Source organism: Paenibacillus sp. SJS-P3 (assembly GCF_056711585.1).
On the sequence record NZ_CM160043.1, the window covers coordinates 3228052 to 3249903 of the forward strand.

Below are 21852 nucleotides of genomic sequence, written 5' to 3' on the forward strand. Positions count from 1 at the left end.
GGACCAACATGAAAAAGGAGTCCCCGCCGGGACTCCTTTTTCAACGTTGCGGACGTCCGCAGGAAGGATGGACAGCCTCCATCCGGACGGTCATGGATACGCGATGCCGGAATCCGGCATCGCAGCCGTACTTCGCTTCTCCATCGCCGCCAGCTGCTCCAGCAGCATGATGCCGCTCAGCTGGGTGCTCAGCGTCACTCTTTCTTCCGGTAGCTCTGACCAGCAAGTGCTGAACACCTGGCGCCGCGGATCGCGTCCGCGGCTCCATAGCGAGGATGCTTGAGTTTCCAGCAGGCGGGTTATGGCCGTCTCCTGCGGAGCTACGGCAATGAGCTCTCCCAAATATCGGACCAGAATGCCCTTGAACAAGCCGCCGTCCCCATCCCCTTCCTCAGGAAGCAGGCCGCTCGCCGGATGGACCAGCTCCCTCCGCATCGCATCAGCCGTGCGGACAGCGTCTTGCTTATAGTCCGGATCTCCCGTAATCCGGTACAGCTCCACGCCGGCGCCGATATAGACGCCCTGGCAGTACGTGAACTTCCAGTCCTTGTCGATCGTTCCGTCGCCGGTGCGGTTCATGCCGTCCCATACGAAGCCGGTCGCCAGATCGATCAAGCTCGCTTTCAGCCATCCGTAAATTTTGAGCGCCCAAGCCAGATCCTCCGGATGGCCCGACAACCGGTACAGCCTTGCCGCCAAAATGGCCGCTGGCGCGTTGGCCGGTGTGTTTTTGTAATCGAGCTGGGACTTCTGCCAGGCGATGCCGCCGCCCATATGGCTGTTCCAGCCGGTCTGGATATCGGCCCAGAGAATATCGGCCGTCTCCTTGTATGCCGCATGGCCCGTCGCCTCAAACGCCCTTACACGTTCAGCGTCACCGTGCCCCAGGTTCCCCAGCTGCCTGTGCTCGGCAGAATGAGATTCGCGGCCGCGATTGAGCCGTTGACCGATACATAGCGGGAAGCATTGCCGGCTCCTGCCGCGTAGCGGATCGTGACTGTCCTCGTGGATGCGCTGTTCTGGTTGACGTTGAACGGTCCATCATGTCCGATGGCAAGGTAAGGAAGAACTGCCGCATGAAGAATACGGAAAACGACCCGGAAGCTCCGGGCAGGATGATGCCCCAGAACGAATTGAGAAATCCGTGGCCGTAGACAAGGATGCTGCGGGTTTTCGATACGTTGAGGGCGAGCCTGAACAAGGTCGTAATCAACAGGAGAGCTGGAAAGATGGAAAAATCCAGCGCTTTGCCAAGGCGCAGGATTGGACGAGTCTCATGGATGGAGAAGCCGCATGTTCATGGAATCTCTCTTGATCTCGAACTGGATCTCGCCGTCCAGATCCGTCCGCACCGCTCTCGTCCCCGCTTCTCTCAGCCTATCCATCGTTTCGGCGCTGGGATGCCCGTACCGGTTGTTCAAACCGGCGGATAGAACGGCAATGAACGGCTTCCAATAGGCAAGCCAAACCGAAGAGGTGGAGTTCTTGCTTCCATGATGTCCCGCCCTCAGCACATCCACGGATGGAGTTGGCGGTGACGGTCTGTTCGTCCCATCCACCATCGAATGCCGGGTGAGCCCGGCATTCGATGGTGGATGGCTTAGCTCGGCGGCTATGCTCTCTCTAATGAGCTCCTGCTCGCTTGCAGAGCCGAGATCGCCAGGCAGCAAAAAACGCTTGCCATATATGGAAACCATGAGCACGACGCTTTCTTCGTTTTGATCCTCCGCAATCGCTATTTCTCGTTCTCCCTTGGTAATTGATGCTTGGCCGCTGCCGGCAAGCGGCCATAGAACGTCCAGACGGGTCGAGGCATCCGCCTGCCAGCTCTGGCCGGATCCGGCGGAGTAGACCGGAATGTCCAATTCGACAGCAGCCTGCAGGATCGGCTCAGCCTTGCCCGCTTCCTTCAATGTTCCATTCCACAACAATCGACGAACGGGGATGGATTCCAGGACGGCAGTCAAACCTCCGATATGATCTTGATCCAGATGCGTGGCAACAAGGAGATCGATATGAAGGACGCCCCGCTGCATGAGCAGCGGAACGAGCGTTTTGCGTCCGATCTCATACGGATCGCGGCGGATTCGCCAAGGCTCTTTGCCGAAATCCATCGTTCCTCCTCCATCGATGAGAATGACTTTGCCCGATGGCGTCCGGATCAAGGTCGAGTCTCCCTGGCCGACATTCAGGAAATCCACTTGCGCGCTGCGGCGCGGCCAGTCCGGATGATAGGCATGGAACAGGAGAAGAGCGACAGCCGCAAAACCGGCAAACGAGCAGAATCCCGGACTGCGCAGAAATCGATGCGCCTCGTTGGTGAATGTTCGATAGAGACGATTTACATAAGCCCCCGGACTTATTCCTCCGGCTGAAAATAGGGATTGAAGATCGTATACTCGCCTGCTGCTGCCCGGTGTGCTGCCGGGCGGATTATTTTGACGATTGAATCCAGTCAACCATCGATCCACATTTCCACCTTCAGGCCAATGAGGATCAAGATGACCGACATCCGGGAGCGGCCGGGTCTCATCGCCGGAAGTCTGCTCTGGACTTGGCAACCGCTTTTCCTTCCGGACGCGCCTCCAGGCAGCCAAAGCAGCCAGCAAGCAGGCAAGCGCGCCATACCAGGCAAAGATCCACCAAAGGGACGGCTTGGCCCAGATTGTCGCCCCTCCTCTCCAGGAGCTCATGCCGTCCACGACCCGGAATGACCAGTCGTTCCCTCGAGAGGTTAGGGCCGCGATGGCACGCGACGCACCCGGCCATATCGGCTCCAGCAGCATGACAGCCGCGCCCGCAGGCATGATGAGGAGGCTGATGAACGGCACGAGCAGCAGGTTGGCCGGCAGCGAAAGCAAATGGAACTGATTGAAATAATAAATCGATACCGGGAAGGATGCCGCCTGGGCGACGACCGTGACGACGAGCGAGTCCAGCAGGAACCGCCCTTTGCGGATGCGTGGAAGCAGCCGGTTCACGGCTGGCACTCCGAGGATCAGTCCCGCCGTTACAATAAAGCTGAGCTGGAAGCTCACGCTCTCGATCAGGCGGGGATCCCAGAGCAGCATCAGCATGGCGGAAGCCGCAAGCAGATGAAAACCGTCCTTCAGCTTGCCTGCCCGCGCTGCTGCCAGGCCGATCAGCGCCATGACGCCGGCGCGGATGATGGATGGAGCGGCTCCTGTCAGCAAGACGTAAGGCGGCACGGCGATCATGAGGACAAGCAGGACTTGTTCTTTGGTCAGGCGGCAGAGGCGGAGCAGAAATCCGAGCAGGCCGAGCATGACGGCGACATGCATGCCGCTCACGGCCATGATGTGCGTCAGGCCGAGACGGGCGAAGCGGGTGTATAGGCCGGGGTCGATATCGTCCGAGTCGCCGAGGACGAGAGCTTTCATGTACCCGGACTGCGCGGCCGGGTACGAACGTTCCAGCGCGGAGCCGAGCTGCGAGCGGACCGCATCCGCGCGTCCGAGCAGCGCGGCTGCGCTCCAGGGGCTGCCGGGCGAGACGTCGGCCTCGCCCGCCCCTTGGACCTGCAGCAGCCAGTGGATGCCCTGGCTGCGCAGGTAGCGGCGGTAGTCGAAGCCGCCGCGGTTGGCCGGCCCCGCCGGCAGCTGCAGCGCGCCGGAGACCGCGATGCGGTCGCCGCGCCGCCACTGGCGCGCGGCGTCAAGCTCCGCCTCGCGCAGCAGCTTGACGCGCACGAGCAGCCGCTCGCGCAGCGGCTCCGCCTGCTGCGCGTCCCCCGCGCGGACGGTCTGCGCCGTCATGCGCAGCTGCACCACGTCGCCGTCGATTTCGACCGGCGACGTGATGACCCCCTCCGCCTCGGCCAGAATGTCCGAGGGCGGCAGCTGCGCCGAGGCGGCGGCGTACAAGGCGGGCAGCGCGGTCGCGGACCGCGCATCCGCCCACAGCCGCTCGCCTGCGGCGATGGCATAGGCCGCCAGGCAAGCGGCGGCCAGCCCGGGCCGGGCCTGCCCGGCGAGCGCCAGCGCCGCCAGCAGCAGGCCGAGCCCCAGCCCGGCGCTCAGCGCTCCGCCGGGACTCCAGTACGCCGCCGCAGAGCTGCCGGCGACGAAGCAGACGGCCGCCCACAATAGCGGCCTTCCATCCATAAAACCTCTCGCTCTCATCCCTCTTCTCCTTTCCGGTCAACAAGCAACAAAACAAAACACCTCCACGAGTCTCCTCTTGAAAGGAGAACTCATGGAGGTGCTTCCTCCGACAGCTATGGCATCAGTCTTAGTCTTCAGCCTTTAATCTTCAGCCTTTAATCTTCAGCCTTTAATCTTCAGCCTTTAATCTTCAGCCTTTAATCTGCAGCCTTTAATCTTCAGCCTTTAATCTTCAGCCTTTAATCATCAGCCCTTAGCCCATCATCAGCCTTAGCCATATCAAATCCAATATCCGCTGGCCGCTAGTCCGTAACGGCAAGGCCTGCCTGCGGCGGAGGCTCGTAGCCTTCCAGCTGCCGGAAGCCGATTCCCTTCTGCTCCATCAGCGCTCTGACCTTCTCCGAGTCCTTCGGATACCCTCGATGATAGACGATCTCGGAAATGCCGCTGTTCGCCAGCATGTTGGCGCATGTCCAGCAAGGCTGGTCGGTCACATAAACCGTCGAGCCTTCCCGGTCGCTCCGGTCGGTGAACAGAAGCAGGTTCTGCTCGGCGTGGATGGTGCGGATGCAGCGCTGCTTCTTGACCATTTCGGCCTGGCCGTCCGTAATGCGCTGCTCCCACTCCTCGACGATCATGCAGCCGGCCTCGGAGCAGTCGGCGACGCCCATCGGAGCTCCGTTGTAAGCTGTTCCAAGAAGCTTCTTGCCCTGGACGAGCAGCGCTCCCACGTGCCGCCTGAGGCAGCGTGAACGGGTCGATACCATATAGGCGATGTCCATGAAATAGGTGTCCCAGTCTTTTCTTGCGGCATCCTGCTGGACGGCGGATGTAGTCGGCATGCGGAGCAGCCCCTTCCTGTCGGTTCCTGTTGAATTCCATTATAGCGAATGCAGCGGGAAAGCGACAATCGGATGATGCCAAGCCAAATGCCTGGGCGGATCAGCCTCATGGAAGTGTCTCAGCTATGCAGGAACCGTCTCTTTCGTCATGAACCCATTCCGCAGGAACCATCTCCTTCGTCATGAACCCATGACACTCGATACGATCAGGAGCCGCTGGCGACCTCGCTCGCCTGGCTGGCGGCGATCGCCTGTCCGAGATCATGCAGGATGTCGGCGATTCCTTCCGTGCCGATGGACAGCCGGATCAGGCCCGGCGTGACGCCGGACGCCAGCTGCTCGTCCGGAGACAGCTGCTGATGCGTCGTGCTCGCCGGGTGGATAATGAGCGACTTGGAGTCCCCGACGTTCGCCAAATGCGAGAACAGCTGCACGGAGTTGATGATCCGCTTGCCGGCTTCGATTCCGCCTTTGATCTCGAAGGTCAGGATCGCTCCTTGCCCTTTCGGCAAGTACTTCTGAGCCAGCTCATGCGACGGGTGTCCGGGCAGGCCGGGATAGCTGACGGATGCCACCGCGTCATGCGCTTCCAGATAACGGGCGACCTCAAGCGCGTTGGAGCTGTGGCGCTCCATCCGCAGGTGGAGCGTCTCCAGCCCCTGCAGCAGCAGGAAGGAATTGAACGGCGAGATGGCGGCGCCAAGATCGCGGAGAAGCTGCACGCGCGCTTTGATGATATATGCTAAAGGTCCGACGGCATCCGTGTATACGAGGCCGTGATAGCTCGGATCCGGCTCCGTCAGGCCAGGGAACCGTCCGCTCGCCAGCCAGTCGAATGCTCCCGCGTCGACGATGATTCCTCCGATGGACGTGCCGTGTCCGCCGATGAATTTGGTCGCCGAGTGGACGACGATATCCGCGCCGAACTCGATCGGCCTCAGCAGATATGGACTCGGGAACGTATTGTCCACGATGAGCGGAACGCCGTTCTCATGAGCGATCTTGGCGACGGCTTCGATGTCGAGCACATCGCCTCTCGGATTGCCGATCGTTTCGCCGAATACGGCTTTTGTCTTATCCGTAATCGCTGCGCGGAAGTTCTCGGGATCGGCAGCATCCACGAAGATCACCTTGATGCCGAGCTTAGGCAGCGTATGAGCGAACAGGTTGTACGTGCCTCCATACAGGCTGGACGAGCTGATGATCTCGTCGCCTGCCGAAGCGATATTGAGAATCGAGTAGGAGATGGCGGAAGATCCCGAGGAAACCGCAAGCGCTGCCGCTCCGCCTTCCAGCGCCGCAACCCGCTTCTCGAATACGTCGCTGGTCGGATTCATGATGCGGGTATAGATATTTCCGAACGACTTCAGTCCGAACAAATCCGCGGCATGATCGGTGTCATGGAAGCCGTACGATGTCGTCTGATAGATGGGCACGGCGCGGGACAGGGTCGTCGGATCGATTTCTTGGCCGGCATGGACGGCCAGTGTTTCGAAAGCAAGCTTGCGAGGTTCAGTCATCTTCTTAAAACCTCCTATATCGGGATGAAATCATGGAAATATACCCATTTTCTCACAATCATGGGAGGACGACAACTAGATCTTTCCATTTCTCCACGATTTTCGGACCGATTCCCTTCACCCTCTGGACATCCTCGACCGATCGAAAAAAACCGCTTCGTTCCCGCTCCTCGACGATCGCTTTTGCTTTGGCGGGACCTACGCCGGGCAGCGCATCGAGCTGCTCGGCGCTTGCCCGGTTCAGGTCAATCCTCCCTTCCGACGCGGCGATTCCGCCAGCCGCTTGTCCGCTCCCTGCGCCCTCTCCGCTTCCCGCCGATCCAGCCGCTCCGCCGCCGTCTTCCTTGATTCCCGCCCCGCTGCTGTCCGTGCCGAGAGCTGCAGCTTGTCCGGAACGGGAACTCCCGCCTGCGGCTGAGTCTTCCTCTGCTCCACCGCCCTGAGCCTCTGTCAACCCAGCTCCGCCAGAAGCTTCTCCTGCGGCGGATCCGTTTCCTGCCGCCGCCTCGCCGCCGGATTGGGCAAGTCCAGATCCCCCTGCCACGCCCGCATCCCCTCCTCCCGTTCCGCCGCTGCTCCCATCGTCTCCTGACGCAGCGTCCTTGCCGGCCATCGCCTCCGCCAACGCCGCGTTCACTTGAACCCAGCCGGCAGGATCGGGATCCCGCGGCTGCTGCAGCCCGAAAGCGATCAAGCCAGCCCCGGCCAAGCCCAAAACCATGACGGCCGTTTTTTTCGGGGTCCGCCTTTGCGCTCCATATCTTTCCATGAGCATGCGCTCCTTCCTGCCATCCGGCACTTATTCGTGAACGTTTTCCTTTCCTCGACATGTTTGCCGAGCCGTCCTGCATAGAGTACTAACAATCCGCCTTCCGCCCTGGCAAGGAATGCCTTCCGGGACCGGATGGTCAGAAGGGGTATAGGGGCCTGCATGGCAGGCCTCTGCATTGTATCCCATGCGGGACGTCCATCTCCTGGCTTCGGCCTCGAACCGGCGTCCCAGCTCGCAAGGAGGGATCCCATGAAGATCGGATTTATCGGCACGGGCAGCATGGGCAGCCTGCTGGTGGATTCTTTCATCCGGTCGGGCGCTGTCGACGCTTCCGATGTGATCGTCGCCAACCGGACTTACAGCAAGGCCGAACATCTTGCCGCTCAGCATCCAGGCGTTACGGCCGTTCCATCAAGCCGCGAAGCCGCGCAGCAGAGCGATTGCCTCTTTTTGTGCATCAAGCCCTTGGAGTTCAAGTCCGTCTTGCAGGAAATTCAGCCGGCCGTCCGGAGCGAACAAATCGTTGTGTCCATCACCAGCGCCGTGCTCATCAGCCATCTGGAGGATCAGCTCCCCTGCCGCATCGCCAAAATCATCCCCAGCATTACGAACGGCGTATTGAGCGGCGCCTCGCTCTGCATGTTCGGCAGCCGCATGACCGTCGCAGACTGCTGCTATCTGGAAGGCATCCTGTCGCGCATAAGCGAGCCCTTGCTCATCGACGAGCAGTACACCCGGATCGTCTCCGACCTGTCCAGCTGCGGTCCGGCCTTCATCTCCTTCCTGCTGCAGCGCCTGATCGACGCCGCCGTCGAGATCACCGGCATCGATCCCGACGAGGCGGTCGCCATCTCCAGCGCCATGCTGCTCGGCACAGGCAAGCTGCTGACCGAAGGGGGGATGACGCCCGATGAATTGATCCGCCGCGTCTCGGTGCCGGGCGGCATTACCCAGCAAGGCCTGCAGCTGCTCAGACAGGAGACGGACGGCATGTTCCAGAAGCTGATCCGCATCACCCATGACAAATTCCGCGAGGATCTCGAAAAGGTCGAAGCTTCCCTAAACGACGAAGAGGTGAACGGTCCCTGAGGCATTCGCGCATGCGAAACCTCCAGGGTCCGTTCACCTCTTCCGGGATGCTTTCCTCAGAAAGAGCCTCCGGCTGCAGGACTCTCCATAGGAAGAAGACTGCAGCCATCGGTATCTTTTTAGTTGGCTACGATATTGACGAGCTTGCCTTTGACCGCGACGACCTTGCGGACCGTCTTGCCTTCCGTCAGCTCCTTCACGCGAGGGAGCTCTTTGGCGATCCGTTCCATTTCGTCCGTGTCGGTGTCGGCCGCGATGGATACGCGCTCGGCGATCTTGCCGTTGACCTGCACGACGATCTCGACCTCCTGGTCCACCGTCCACGATTCCTCATAGGAGGGCCATTCCACATACGTAACGGATTCGGAATGCCCCAGCTTCTCCCACAGCTCCTCGGCGATATGCGGAGCGAGCGGAGAGAGCAGCTGCACGAAGTTCTCCATGGAACGGCGCGGCAGCGTCTCGGCCTTGTAGGCTTCGTTGACCCAGATCATCAGCTGGCTGATCGCGGTGTTGAAGCGCAGGTTGTCGAAGTCGTCCGACACCTTCTTGATGGAGCGGTGCCAGACCCGGTTCATCGCATCGCTTCCTTCGGCATCCGAGATTTTCGGATTCAGCTCGCCGTTCTCGCCGACGAACAAGCGCCAGACGCGGCTCAGGAAGCGGTGCATGCCCTCGACGCCGCTCGTGTTCCACGGCTTCGTCGCTTCCAGCGGCCCCATGAACATCTCGTACAGGCGCAGAGTATCGGCGCCGTATTCGCCCACGATGTCGTCGGGATTGATGACATTGCCGCGGGATTTGCTCATCTTCTCGTTATTCGGGCCGAGAATCATGCCTTGATTGACCAGCTTGTGGAAAGGCTCCTTGGTGTCTACGAAGCCGAGGTCGTACAGCACCTTATGCCAGAAGCGCGCGTACAGCAGGTGAAGCACCGCATGCTCCGCGCCGCCGATGTACAGGTCGACCGGCAGCCACTCCTTCTGTTTTTCGGGCGAGCAGAACTGCTGATCGTTCTTCGGATCGATGAAGCGCAGGTAGTACCAGCAGCTTCCGGCCCATTGCGGCATCGTGTTCGTCTCGCGGCGAGCCGGCAGGCCGGTCTCCGGATCGGTCGTGTTGACCCAATCCGTAACGTTGGCGAGCGGAGATTCTCCCGTTCCCGAAGGCTTGATCGCCTCCACGTCCGGCAGCAGCACCGGCAGCTGATCCTCCGGAACCGGCTTCATTGAGCCGTCCTCCAGATGGAGGATCGGGATCGGCTCGCCCCAGTAGCGCTGGCGGCTGAACAGCCAGTCGCGCAGCCGGTACGTCGTTTTGCCGCGGCCTTTGCCCGTCTCTTCCAGACGGCTGATCATGGCTGCGATGCCTTCGCTGTTGGACAGGCCGTCGAGAAAATCAGAGTTCACATGCGGTCCATCGCCGGAGAAGGCTTCTTCCTCGACGTTGCCGCCCTGCACGACCTCGATGATCGGCAGGTCGAACAGCTTGGCGAATTCCCAGTCCCGCTGGTCATGGCCCGGCACGGCCATGATCGCTCCCGTGCCGTAGCCGGCCAGGACATAATCCGCGATCCAGACCGGTACCTTGGCTCCGCTGACCGGATTGACCGCGTAAGCTCCCGTGAAGACGCCGGATTTGTCCTTGGCCAGATCGGTGCGCTCGAGATCGCTCTTGCGGGAAGCCGCTTCGCGATAGTCGGCGACCGCCGCCTTCTGTTCCTGCGATGTGATGGAGTCCACCAGCTCATGCTCCGGAGCCAGCACGCAGTAGGTCGCGCCGAACAGCGTGTCCGGACGGGTCGTGAACACCTGGATCTCCGCGTCGGAGCCGTCGACCGCAAACGCGACCTCGGCGCCTACGGATTTGCCGATCCAGTTGCGCTGCATGTCCTTGATGCTTTCCGACCAGTCCAGCTCCTCCAGATCTTCGAGCAGGCGCTCGGCATACTCGGTAATTCTCAGCACCCACTGGCGCATCGGCTTGCGGATGACCGGATGGTTTCCGCGCTCGCTGAGGCCGTTGATGACTTCCTCGTTCGCCAGCACCGTGCCCAGAGCCGGACACCAGTTGACCGGCACCTCCGCGACGTAAGCGAGGCCTTTCTTGTAGAGCTGGATGAAAATCCACTGCGTCCACTTGTAGTAGTCCGGATCGGTCGTGCTGATCTCGCGGTCCCAGTCGTACGAGAAGCCGAGCGACTTGATCTGGCGGCGGAAGTTGTTGATGTTCTTCACCGTGATGTCGCGCGGGTGCTCGCCGGTATCGAGAGCATGCTGCTCTGCCGGCAGGCCGAAGGCGTCCCAGCCCATCGGATGCAGCACGTTGTATCCTTTCATTCTTTTGTAGCGGGAAATAATATCCGTCGCCGTGAAGCCTTCCGGATGGCCTACATGCAGGCCCGCCCCCGATGGATATGGAAACATGTCCAGCGCAAAGAATTTCGGCTTGACCGAGTCCTCCTCCGTGCGGAACGTCTTATGCTCATCCCAATGCTGCTGCCACTTCGGCTCCAGCTGCTGGGGGTTGTAGCCTTGTCCTTCGATTCTTTCCTGACTCATGGCCTATGCCTCCTGTTCATTGTGCGGGGGCGCAAACGCAAAAAACCTCCCGTCCCAGCGATTAATCGCTAGGGACGAGAGGTTTGAATTCCCGTGGTACCACCCTAGTTGGCGCCCGGCATGCTTTGCCGCGGACACCCACTCATGAAGCCCTTAACGCGGGCCATGCGGCAAGGCTGCTCCGAATCCGGAATTGACCTTGCGGCTCCGAGGCGAGATTCGGCACGCTGCGGGTCCGGCTTGCACCAACTGATGCCGGCTCTCTAAGTCCACGCGATGCGGCTTACTGCTCCTCTTCAACGCCAATATGGCTAATTTAAGTCCGATTATAGTGGATTGCAGACCGGGAGTCAAGAATGCGCGGCTCAGGAAGGCTCTGTGAAGCTGGAGCTCAGGGCCGGCCCCATCGAGCCGCCTTTCATGAGAGTGACGTAAATGCGTTCATGCTCAACATACTCGCCTGCAATAAGCTTAAGAAGCTGTTCGGAGGAAAGCCACCCCCAATTTTGCTTCGAATAGTCGATTGTAGCCAGGCGCGGCTGCGTGTACTGGGATACTTCGATGTTGTCGAAGCCGATCAGGCTGATATCCCTCCCGACCCGGATGTCCGTCGTCGTCAAATATTCGTACATTCCGATCGCCATCTCGTCGTTCAAGCAGAAGACGGCCGCCGGTTCGGTGAATCGCTGGGCGATTTGAAGGCCGGCAAGCGCTCCGGAAGCTTTTTTGAAATCCCCTTCGATTTCAATGTACTGAATATGCGGATTCCGGTCCACCACCTGCTTGACTGCCTGCAAGCGCTGCCTGGAATCGAACGAGCCCTTCGGCCCCGTCACCACATACAGCTTGCGATGGCCGAGCTCGATGAGATGCTCGACGGCAAGCCTTGCTCCGGCTTTGTTGTCAAGGAGCACCTGATTGACATTGGGGTGGTTCAGATCCCGGTCCAGAACAACCAATTTATGGCCCATATCCGCATACTTGAGCAGCTCTTCGCTCGAGAAGGACTCGTCCAGGACGATGGCGCCGTCGATCATTCGCTGCGGGAGCAGCCGATGCGACTGCTTGCCGCTGCAAGCGACAAGATCGTAGCCGCTCTGCTTCAAGCCTTCCTTCATCCCTTGCAGCAGTTCGCCGTAAAAAGCTCCGTTGAAGTCGCTTAGAAAAACGCCGACCACTTTGCTTTCCTGCTTCTTCAAGTTGCGGGCAGCTGCGTTGGGAGTGTACTGCAGCTCCTTGGCTATACCTAGTATCCGGGCAGAAGTCTCAGCCGTGACCTTCGGGCTTCCGTTGAGCGCATAGGAGACCGTCGATATGGATACCCCTGCTCGTTTGGCGATATCTTTGATATTTGCCACATGCATGCCCCCTTCCCTGTCATCATCCCTTGGATCTCTGCTGTCCAACGGACGGTCGAGCTTTCAGCTGGATATTCGATCACGTATGGATTTCGATCCTGTTCCCCTCTGACTTCAGAAGCGGCAGGATCTGCTCCCGGCTCAGCCTCGAGCCGCCCTGACGGTAACGGTTCGCTTGCTCTCGGCTAGGCATAGCCACCCCGTTCACCAGGATCAAGCCAGCCTGCTTGCTGCCCAGATGATAGACGAATTCAACCGGCAGATCGTAAACCCGGTAGCAGAAATGCAGCCCGTCCAAATGGACCGGCAATACGGGGTCGATGACCAGATCCCCGCCTTCCATGCGGATGCCCAGACAATTGGAGATCAGCTGATTCATATAAATGCCTGGTCCGCTGGAGTATATTCTCCAGCCGCCTTTCACCAAAACCTTCCCTTGCTTGAGTTCTTCAAATCGTTCCTGAGCCTCGTAGCGGTCGTTGAACTTGCCGTCCGAGCTGCTGAAGTAGGCATTGCTCTGGCGCAGATCCGCGTTGGCTACATAGTCGCGAAGCCCGACCGGATTGATCCTGTGCAGCCCTTGCCAGGCTTCATCCGCATGGCCCAGCTTGGCCATCGCTTCGACAAAGCGGATGTGGGCGTGCACGTACTGCAGTCCCACTTCCCTCCCGAAATTAGCGGCCTGTTCGGCACGCTTGAAGCGGTTGCTGACACCGCCTGTGTATGCGGCGGGACGATCCATCAGCCGGACGCCGTCGGGGTCATGCAGCTTCTCTTTGATGAGCGCATAATGGGCCTCCGCCTGTTCCTTGGTCAGCAGCTCTCCGATCATGCTGCGCGTCATGGGCAGCAGCCTGTAGCGGATGCCGGTCTTCGTATCCTCGGGATGCAGCATAAGCTCCGGCTGCCCCGGCTCCTCCATGTACAGAAATCCGGGAATAACGCCTGTCGGAAGCATGTAACGCTGGAAGTCGGCCTGAATCGAAGCGGCGATCCCGCGCAGCTCGTCCGCCATTGCCGCATCGCATTCCATGAAGGCGGCAGACAAGCGGGTGAACGCCTGGTAGGTCAAAGCGACCGTCCAGCTGCTGACCATGAATTGCTTCAGCTGCGCGTTGGCAGGCTGGAGCGTATCGTCCCAATCCCCGTCTCCGTAAGCCGACAAGTGCGTCCCGTGCAGAAAATGCTCCTTGATGTACTCGATTTCCTTGAGGAGATGCGCAAGGATCGGAGCCTTCTCATCGGTGAATTCGAACGCATGGCGGTCCATGTACGGCACGAGCTCCTCCAGAATGCTGTAGTCCTTCGTTGCGTTCAAGTAATCGCCCAATGCTTTGAGCGGCCACACGATGATATCGCCATGGCTTTCTTCTCCCTGGATCTTGTAATACCTGTCGAACATGAACCATTGCGGCCAATTGCCTGTATCCTCATATTGATGGGAAAATACCGTCAGCAATATGCGGCGCACCGTTTCATGCCTCTGTGTCGCCATGAAGTATTCCACCGGTCCCTGGCATACGTCCCGCGTTCCCCAAGCGGCCCCGCCATACTGCTCGAGACCATGCGGGACGGAGAAGTGCACCAGCATATTATGGGTGTACCATCTGGCGAGAACGTTGATCCGATCCAGCTCCGCGCTGGGCCCGCCGGGCAGGGAAAGCTGGAAGCCGTTCAGAAACGTGTTGAGATAGCTGCGGTACTTGGCGATTTCCGTCTCCATGTCGCGAGGGACATCAGGCCGTTCCTGGCCATGAAGCTGCCCCTGGATGGCAAGTTCCCAGGAAGCGCTCGCACCAAGTTCCAGAATGGCCAGCGATGCCGAATGAGGCTCCACATGGTCCGCCAGAAGAGACTCGTCGCCTGCGAGGAACTCCGATCCTGCCACGCGCAAGCGGTACCGCAGATCCGGATAGGCCGAAGCGCTGAGTGACCGGCTGTCCGCCTCGAAGATCAGACCGTTGCCGTCCAGGCTCATTCTGAATGGCGTTTCGTATTCATTGTTGTTCATCGTTGCTTGATTGGAGACAAGATAACGGTAAGCCCTGCCGTTCTCCGACGCGACGCGGAGGCGGACCTCCGGCTCGTCAACCGTCGTATAGCTGGTGATGACCAACATGTCTCCAGGCAGCTTGTAGTACCATCTCGCATAATTGAAGCCCATCTCGAAGGCGGACGGCATCGTGAGCAGACGATATTTGCCGTCCAATTCCACATAGATGCGCTGTCCGGATGTTTTCATGACGTTGAGAGCGTTTCGAGTATTCGACAGCATTTTATTGAAAGATGTGTTGCCGACGACGACCTGAGAATTGAAAACGCCGTACATGTAGGCGGTAGTGGTCAGCATTTCCCCGTCCATGTGCAGATTATTGCCTGCCATTAGAATATGGCCGTGAGGACGCTCCACTCGAAGCTCTTTGGATTTGAGGACGATATGCTCGTGTGTTGGCGTGAAAAAGGAAAGCAGCGTTTCCCCGTCCCATTCCTCGTGTCTGCGATCCGGGAATCGCAGCTGAATTTCGCTCAGGTCCATGTCCGGCGATTGCAAGGGATTGCCGATCGCAGCTTTCAAGGCTGCTTTCGGGATCGCTTGCCCTTGAGCCAGCGGCTTCCCTTCTATGTTCGCCCAAGCTTTCGCGATTTCCTCTCCATATTCCAGCGACGATACGGCAGACGGATGGTTTTCTTTGAACAAGCCATAGAAGACGACTCTCGCTTCGCCGTTCAGCCGAATACGTCTCGACTGCAGCGCCGCATAGGCGAATTCGTATTGATAGATGCAATTGGCCAGCTGTTTCTCCGCAAGCCGCTCCGGAACATCCGTCTCCTTGTAGGACAGCCCGAAAAACTGGAAGCCGTCCGTCGAATATCCGGCCGCTCCAGTCAGAACCCCTTGCTGCAAATAAGGGAAGCCGCCATGCTGAGGCTGATTCTGCCGGGAACATAGGACATATCCCTTTTGCTCATCCTGAAAGGCCTTATGGTCAATATATTGGGACATGTAGGCTTCATTGCTGCGCACGGCGCCTTTGTCGGCTAGTCCCATATCCTGACCGTAGATCAGATCCGCTTCGACACCGCTCCCTTCCAGTCGAACGTCCCAGAACCAACTATTCTCCTCGGTCAGATGGAAGCTGACCTCATAGGAGACTCCGAGCGCAGAGCCTTTCCAGATCAACGTCTGCCCGGAGCAGCTGATGCGGCTTGCGGAATGGATGCCGAGCAGAGGGACCGCTTCGATGCCCGTATCGCGGTGAAGCCTGAGGTAGATATTCGACAGCGAGCCGTCAATCGGGTTCGCAAGCAGCTGATTGATAAGGATACTCCCGCAGGAGGCCTCTTGCAGATCGCCGCTGTTCAAAAAAGCGAAGCGCAATCGGCCTGCTTGGAGCTCTACGCCGGAATGCAAGATCTTCATCATGAAAGTTCACTCATTTCTATATAGTTGCCGATTGGAGCAGCAGGCTTGCTTGGCTGCGTCTTTCTCTATCAATAGAGCTTATAGTGGAAAAAGGATCAGGCCGGCACGACTGCTGCAGGAAGGGCTGAACGGGGCGCTCCCATGCATCTGGCCATCCCCAGCCGTACGACAGGAATGTCCATGAACTGCCTCCATACAAAACCTGTCCGGTAGTTTTCAATCATCAGCAGCGTGATGCCCTTGTCGATTCCGATGACATCCTCCGCGTACCATTCGGGCTGCTCGTCGAGGTTGTAGGCATCCTTGAAGCCGTACCTGCCCCATAGGTTGGGATAATGAGTATAGTAATGCTGCATCGCGGCAATGGATTCCTCCGGCGTGAATACGATCGAGCCAGCCGCTCCGCAAGGAGGAATCGTACCGTCGACATAGTCGCTTTTGGTCGTATTGGGATTCGCGCCGTATCCTCCGCTGTAGCCGCGAGGACCATCGCAAGCCGTCAGTCCCCAGGAATTCGGGCCGAAGGTGGCCGATTTCCCGGCGTGATCGATGCAGAACTGGCGGTTGGCGAGCGTGGCATTGACGGAATTCTGGAACCAGTCGACGCCGAACTTGTCTTCTCTGCCGCGGAGATCGAACCAGGCATGCGAGAACTGATAGACGAACAGCGCTCCTCCCGTACTGTGGATGACCGGACCAACGCCGCCGTAGTAGCCCAGATAACGGGTAAAGTCCTCGAACATATCCGCCGGCACCGGATGAGTCGGCGATGCCGCTCCCAGGAAGTACATCATGAACTGCTCGGCGTAATGATCCCATGTGCCGAAGTGCCTGCCGCTCTTGTCGTCATAGCCCATATAGAACTGGTTCGTCTCCGCGTTGCGGTACCAGTCCCACTCTACGCGCTCGTACAGCTCCTTCGCGAGCTCCTCCGCTTCGCCCCCGAAGTACTGTCCAGCCGCAAGCGCGCCGCAGATCAGGATAGCCGTATCGATGACGGACACCTCGCAGCCCCCGTATGGCTTGGCCGTATCCATGTCCAGGAAGTGGAAATAGAATCCATGCCTTTGCTCCGCATGCTTCAAGAACGTATTCAGCGTGCCAAGCACCCGCTGCTCGGCCTCTGCCTCGCTCACCCACCCGCGGCTGGCGGCGATGGCGATCGCGGTCAGGCCGTATCCGACCGACGCGATGCTCGACATGGACGGAAGGCCCGGCGCCCGGTCTCGGATCAAGCCGTACCCGGGACTTTGCGGGTCTGTGTTGGCTTCCTCCCAAAAAAACTCAAAGCTCTTTCTGCTCTCCAGCTCCAGCAGTTCCTCGTTGCTAATCGGTTCTCTCATAAGATTACCTCCGGCTATTAAAATTTAAGAGAGCGGCGCTGCGAAGGTGATCGTCAAGCGATCATCAACCTTGGCATGCTGCCTCGAAACGATATGGAGCGCGTCTCCATGGCGCTCGGCACGATAGGCGGGACTCGGCTCCGCATCGAGCGGAGTGATCAGAATGATCGCGTCTTCCGGCTGGGTCAGGCGGAACGAGACGGCGCGGTCTTCGACCCCTGTGATCTCTCCGGTCGCATAGGCGACGGTGACGGCCTCGCTCAGCTTCACCTGGAGCGGCAGCATGACGCCGTCCCTGCTTCCCAGCCAAATCTCGCGTCCATCCAAAAGCGGCAGGCCCTTTTCATAGATACGGAACTTCTTGTCGAAGCCATCGAGATTCAGCAGATGAAGGAATCGCTCTCCTTGCTCATTGCGTGTGGATGTCATGAAAATGCCGTGATGAGGACAATCATGCGTAAGCTCCGCATGCGCGCCGAGCTTCTCGAGCGCGGTACGATACAATCCGATATCGCAATTGTAGCGGGCGGTCAGGACAATCGCGCGGCCCGCGCCGCACCGAATGTCGAAGCCGCATGCCTTGCCTTCCCCATACAGGCGGAACAGCGTTTCGGCCGATCCTTCTGGCTGAAACGTCTGGGCGAAATGCGTGCGTACCTCCGGACGGGGCGCTGCCCAGCCTTCGGCTATTACGGAAGGATAGGCATGCATCGAGTCGCTGAAGTCTCCTGTATGCTTCAAGCCGAGCACATCGGCGAGCAGCGTGCAAGGATTGCCCTCCATGTCATATAGCGGCACCTCTCCATAGAGAAGCAGCTTTCCTCCCTCGCGGATGTAATCGGCGAGCTTGCCCTGGACATGGCTGTCCATGTATTTTGCGGAGAGCAGAGCCAATACCGGAACCTCCGACTTTCGAATCGGCTTGTTCTGAATGTCGGCTGCGCCGAAGCGGTAGCCGGCCAGCAGCATCGCCCGAGCCATCGTCTCCCAGCTCCAGTGGGCGCGGTTCGCCTCGATGTTCTCGTGGATGGCCTTCATCATCGCGCTTCCAGGATACCGGTATTCGGTCATGTAATAATCGGGGATAAAGGCGAAGGAGACGGCATCGCGCTCCTCCTTCATCACCGAGAGCTTGTCCTGGGCGGCCCGAACCGCGCGGATGCCTCTGGCCATGCGGCCGAACGTATAGTTCAGCTCTCCCTCCGGGCTGACCGGCGCCGCGAATCCGTGGCGCTCCCCGGTGAAGGCGACGCGGTCGTTCCCGTCGCCGGGCTTGTCCTCCAGAACATAATTGCGGCCGCCGGTGAACAGGTAGTAATTAATGAGACGATTGCCTTGGGCAACGCACATCCGCATTTTCAGATCGGCTGCGGAAACGTCGTATCTGGCGGCGAAGGTAGAACCGAAGTTGCCGTCGCCGCAGTTGAACTCAACCGAGGTCAGCGGCTGATGCTCGTCATGGACAGCGTCCATGAATCCGTTGATCAGATACAGATCCTGAAATGAATTCATATCCAGATCGCCGAAATAAATATCCGAGCCGGAAAGATAACCCGGCTTGCCCTCATAAGTCTCGTACAGCTGGCTGATTCCGATCGGGAAGGTGAATCCTCTGCCGCCGCCCGTGCCGTGAATATTGACGACAAACGGAATATCCTTCACGCCGCAAGCTTCGGCATACCCCCTCAGCTCGTCGACGTAGCGGGCGAACCGGTTCCGCATATAACGCCCCAGATCCGCATGCAGGCCGGGAGCATAGTCCTCTGCCGGGGAGCGGATGCCTCTGCTGCGGCTCTCGGCATCCTCCAGGCGGAACGGATAGCGGGAAGCAAGCTGCTCCGGCTCGTAGGCTCGTCCCAGCCAGGAGGCGAAATCATCCAGGACGAGATCCGTCAGATCAGGGCCGTTGCTGACCCATGACAGCATGCCGATCTCATTGTCCAGCTGCACGGCGATGATATTCCCTCCATTAGGCTGGAGCCGCGGAGCCGCAACCTCCATCACTGCCGCATACCAGCGGCGTGAGGCTTCAAGGAATGCCGGCGCGAGATAATCGACGGTCCGGGTCGTGGCAGGACGCCCGTCCCAGCCCGACGGGACGATTTCCGGGTGCTGCTCATAGATCCAGTACGGCAAGCCCTCGTTTTTCATCTCCGCCATGATGAACGGACCTGGACGAAGGAAGAAATACAGTCCGTTGTCGCGGCATAAATCGATGAAGCCTCCCAAGTCGAGCTCCGGCCGGGTGCGTCCGTCCAAATCGAACTCGCCCTTGCGCGGCTCATGGCACAGCCACGGCACATAGCTGGCCACCGCATTGCAGCCCGCCAGCTTCAGCTTGTCGATCCGATCCTGCCACTCGTCCCGCTGCAGGCGGAAATAGTGGATTTCGCCGCTCATGATCATCTGCGGCTTGCCGTCGATCCGAATCTGCTTGTTGACGATTTCAATCATGATGTGATCCCTTCCTTACGGTTTAGATATGGCATCCGCTTGCTCGCGGCGTCTAGGGCCGGCTCGCTGCGGGGACGAGGCCGACAGCCTTGGCGCCCGCCTTCACGATCTCGCTCTTGCCGTACAGCTCCCACACAAATCCGCTGCGGTAGTTCTCGATCATCAGCAACGTAATCCCCTTATCGATGCCGATCACGTCTGGACTGATCCACGTCGGCGACAGCGTTTCATTATAGGCATCGGCCAGCCCGTACTCGGTCCACAGCTCGGGCTTTGCGGCGAAATGCTTCAGCGCAGCGAGCGAGGCTTCAGGCGTAAACACGATGGAGCCGAGGGCGCCTGCCGGGGCGAGCGTCCCGTCGACAGCATGAGCAGCGTCGTCGAAGCCTGACGGAGGCGACCCGTAGAGGCCGTTGTATCCATCCGGTCCATCGCTCGCGGTAAGTCCCCAGGCATCCGGGCCGAACGTTCTGTAGGCGGTTGCCATGTCGATCGCATACTGCCTGGCAGACTCCGAAGCGGCGACGGAATTGTCCCACCAGCTGACGCCTTCCCGGTCTGCCAAACCGCGGAAGTCGAACCAGCCATGGGTGAACTGGTAAGTGAATATCGAGCCGAACCAGGAATGGATGAACGGCTTGCCGTTCCCATAGGCTCTTGAATCCCGCTTGAACGCATAGAACAGGTCTCCCTGGACGGGATGGGTTCGGGAGCCCGCCGCGAGCACATACATCATCATCTGCTCCGCGTAGAAATCCCAGTGTCCCGCAAATCCGTTCTCCGGCGAATAGCCCATGTAGAACTGATTGTTGGACGGGTCCACATACCAGGGCCATTCGACCTGAGCGGCCAGCTTGCCGGCCTTCTCCTTCACCTCTCCGCCGAAATATTCCCCGGCAGCGATCGCCCCGCTCAGAGCGATCGCCGTATCGATGACTGACACCTCGCTTCCGGGAGCCCGGGATCCGTCCTGCATATCCAGGAAATGGTACAGGAATCCATGTTCTTTCGCGGCATGGTTCAGGAGCGTGTCCAGCGTCCCCGAAGCGCGATCTTCAGCATCCTGCTTCTTCACCCAGCCGCGTTCCGCGCCGATGGCGAGGGCCGTCAGCCCGAAGCCGGTGGATGCGACGCTGGACAAGCCCGGATTGCCGGGAGCCCTGTCCGCGACAAGACCGTATCCCTTGCTTCCCGGCTCGGTGTTCGCCTCGTTCCAGAAGAAATCGAAGCTCAGCCGGCTTTCCTTCTCCAGCAGCGCTTCCGTACCCCGGTCCGGACTTTCCGCGATGCCCCGTCCCGCGCTCTTGGAGCCGGTGCAGCCTGCCATGATTAATGCGGTTGCCGTCAAGACCAGCAACCCCGTACGAATGAGCCCCATGTCATTCCCCCGTCAACCCTGTTTTGTCCACGACCTGCGTGAAATGCTTCTGCGCGATGAGGTAAAGGATCAGCAGCGGCAGAACGATCAGCAGCGTACCGGCCATCCGGATGGATTCGTTGACATCCGTTACAGAGGCTCCCCCTGTATACATCGCCTTGAAAGAATCGTTGAAGGTTTTCAGCTCAAGCGGCAGCGTCGTCATCGCATTGCCCAAATACAAGGAGGCTAGGTACGTCTCGTTCCAGTGCCATACCATGGAGAATAGGAACACGACGACGACAGCCGGCACCGAGATGGGCAGGATGATGCGGAAAAACGTTTTGAACGCGCCTGCTCCGTCGATCTGCGCCGCTTCCTCCAGCGCAACGGGAATGGTCCGGAAAAATTGATAGTAGATCAGGATGAACAGCGCGCTCCTGATGCCTTGGGCGAACAGGCCGGGAACGATGAACGGAAGCGGCGTCTCCAGCATGCCGTATTCCTTGAACAGCAGGAACATCGGAATCATGATGACCTGCTTCGGTACGACGAAGGTGACAAGCATCAGCCCGAAGAGGATGGACTTGCCCGGGAACCTGTACTTGGCGAAGCCGTAGCCGACAACCGCGCAGGAGATCGTCTGGGCGACGGCGGGCAGCACCGAATTCAGCAGCGTGCTTCCGAGCGTCTTCAAATAATGAAGGACGTTCCATGCCTGGACGTAGTTGTCCCAATACAAGCTCCGCGGAATCCAGGCCACCGTCGGATCCAGAAGATCGTCCAGGTTCTTGAAGCTTTGCGAGACCATGAACAGCAGCGGATACAAATAAATGAAACCTGTGCTGATCAGCAGCACATAGATGATCGTCTTGAACAGCCAGCCGTCATTTCCTTGGCGCCCCAGCAGAAGGCTTCTCGCTTTATGCAGAACCCTCCGGGCTTGATCGCGCCGATCCCGCTGCTGCCGCTCAGGCTCGGCAGCCGGTATGTCTCTCATCTTGGATT

Annotated in this window: 14 protein-coding genes and 1 other annotated feature; of the genes, 1 reads left to right on the top strand and 13 read right to left on the bottom strand. The window is 59.3% G+C overall.

Annotated elements, in window-relative coordinates; all coding sequences use genetic code 11:
- Nucleotides 1–90 precede the first annotated feature (90 nt).
- From AC06G8_RS14900 to AC06G8_RS14925, 6 genes are all read right to left on the bottom strand, one after another.
- Nucleotides 91–951, bottom strand: coding sequence for a glycoside hydrolase family 76 protein (locus AC06G8_RS14900; RefSeq protein WP_480285450.1), 861 nt, complete (start codon nt 949–951; stop codon nt 91–93).
- Complete coding sequence (locus tag AC06G8_RS14905) at nt 875–1213, bottom strand: hypothetical protein (RefSeq protein WP_480283204.1); 339 nt, start codon at nt 1211–1213, stop codon at nt 875–877. Before AC06G8_RS14905 ends, AC06G8_RS14900 begins: the two co-directional genes overlap by 77 nt.
- Nucleotides 1214–1274: 61 nt before the next feature.
- Nucleotides 1275–4142 carry a ComEC/Rec2 family competence protein gene (locus tag AC06G8_RS14910; protein ID WP_480283205.1) on the bottom strand — a complete coding sequence of 956 codons (2868 nt, stop codon included), beginning with the start codon at nt 4140–4142 and terminating at the stop codon, nt 1275–1277.
- 284 nt (nt 4143–4426) lie between these two features.
- A complete protein-coding gene (locus AC06G8_RS14915; RefSeq protein WP_447661520.1) occupies nt 4427–4966 on the bottom strand; it encodes a deoxycytidylate deaminase in 540 nt (179 codons plus the stop codon).
- A gap of 206 nt (nt 4967–5172) precedes the next feature.
- Nucleotides 5173–6486: a homocysteine synthase gene (locus tag AC06G8_RS14920; RefSeq protein ID WP_480283206.1), complete on the bottom strand. Its 1314-nt coding sequence runs from the start codon at nt 6484–6486 to the stop codon at nt 5173–5175.
- A gap of 58 nt (nt 6487–6544) precedes the next feature.
- On the bottom strand, nt 6545–7255 hold the full coding sequence (locus tag AC06G8_RS14925) for a ComEA family DNA-binding protein (protein WP_480283207.1): 711 nt from the start codon (nt 7253–7255) through the stop codon (nt 6545–6547).
- Between the two features lie 252 nt (nt 7256–7507).
- Here AC06G8_RS14925 and comER point away from each other — a divergent pair, with 252 nt between their 5' ends.
- On the top strand, nt 7508–8347 hold the full coding sequence (gene comER / locus AC06G8_RS14930) for a late competence protein ComER (RefSeq protein ID WP_480283208.1): 840 nt from the start codon (nt 7508–7510) through the stop codon (nt 8345–8347).
- 119 nt (nt 8348–8466) lie between these two features.
- Here the strand turns inward: comER and leuS are convergent, their stop codons facing one another.
- From leuS to AC06G8_RS14965, 7 genes are all read right to left on the bottom strand, one after another.
- Entirely contained in the window at nt 8467–10908 is a 2442-nt protein-coding gene (gene leuS / locus AC06G8_RS14935; RefSeq protein WP_480283209.1) for a leucine--tRNA ligase, read from the bottom strand.
- 67 nt (nt 10909–10975) lie between these two features.
- Nucleotides 10976–11217: a binding site (T-box leader), on the bottom strand.
- A gap of 56 nt (nt 11218–11273) precedes the next feature.
- A complete protein-coding gene (locus tag AC06G8_RS14940; RefSeq protein WP_480283210.1) occupies nt 11274–12266 on the bottom strand; it encodes a LacI family DNA-binding transcriptional regulator in 993 nt (330 codons plus the stop codon).
- Between the two features lie 79 nt (nt 12267–12345).
- Nucleotides 12346–15690, bottom strand: a complete 3345-nt coding sequence (locus AC06G8_RS14945) for a GH36-type glycosyl hydrolase domain-containing protein (RefSeq protein ID WP_480283211.1) — start codon at nt 15688–15690, stop codon at nt 12346–12348.
- A 95-nt stretch (nt 15691–15785) separates the two neighbouring features.
- Nucleotides 15786–17033: a glucoamylase family protein gene (locus tag AC06G8_RS14950; RefSeq protein WP_480283212.1), complete on the bottom strand. Its 1248-nt coding sequence runs from the start codon at nt 17031–17033 to the stop codon at nt 15786–15788.
- A gap of 24 nt (nt 17034–17057) precedes the next feature.
- A complete protein-coding gene (locus AC06G8_RS14955; RefSeq protein WP_480283213.1) occupies nt 17058–19487 on the bottom strand; it encodes a beta-galactosidase in 2430 nt (809 codons plus the stop codon).
- 52 nt (nt 19488–19539) lie between these two features.
- Nucleotides 19540–20865 (bottom strand): glucoamylase family protein, encoded by a 1326-nt coding sequence (locus AC06G8_RS14960; RefSeq protein ID WP_480283214.1) that lies wholly within the window; start codon nt 20863–20865, stop codon nt 19540–19542.
- Nucleotide 20866: 1 nt separating this feature from the next.
- The gene (locus AC06G8_RS14965; protein ID WP_480283215.1) at nt 20867–21844 is read right to left on the bottom strand and encodes a carbohydrate ABC transporter permease; all 978 of its coding nucleotides are present in this window, start codon (nt 21842–21844) and stop codon (nt 20867–20869) included.
- Nucleotides 21845–21852: the final 8 nt, after the last annotated feature.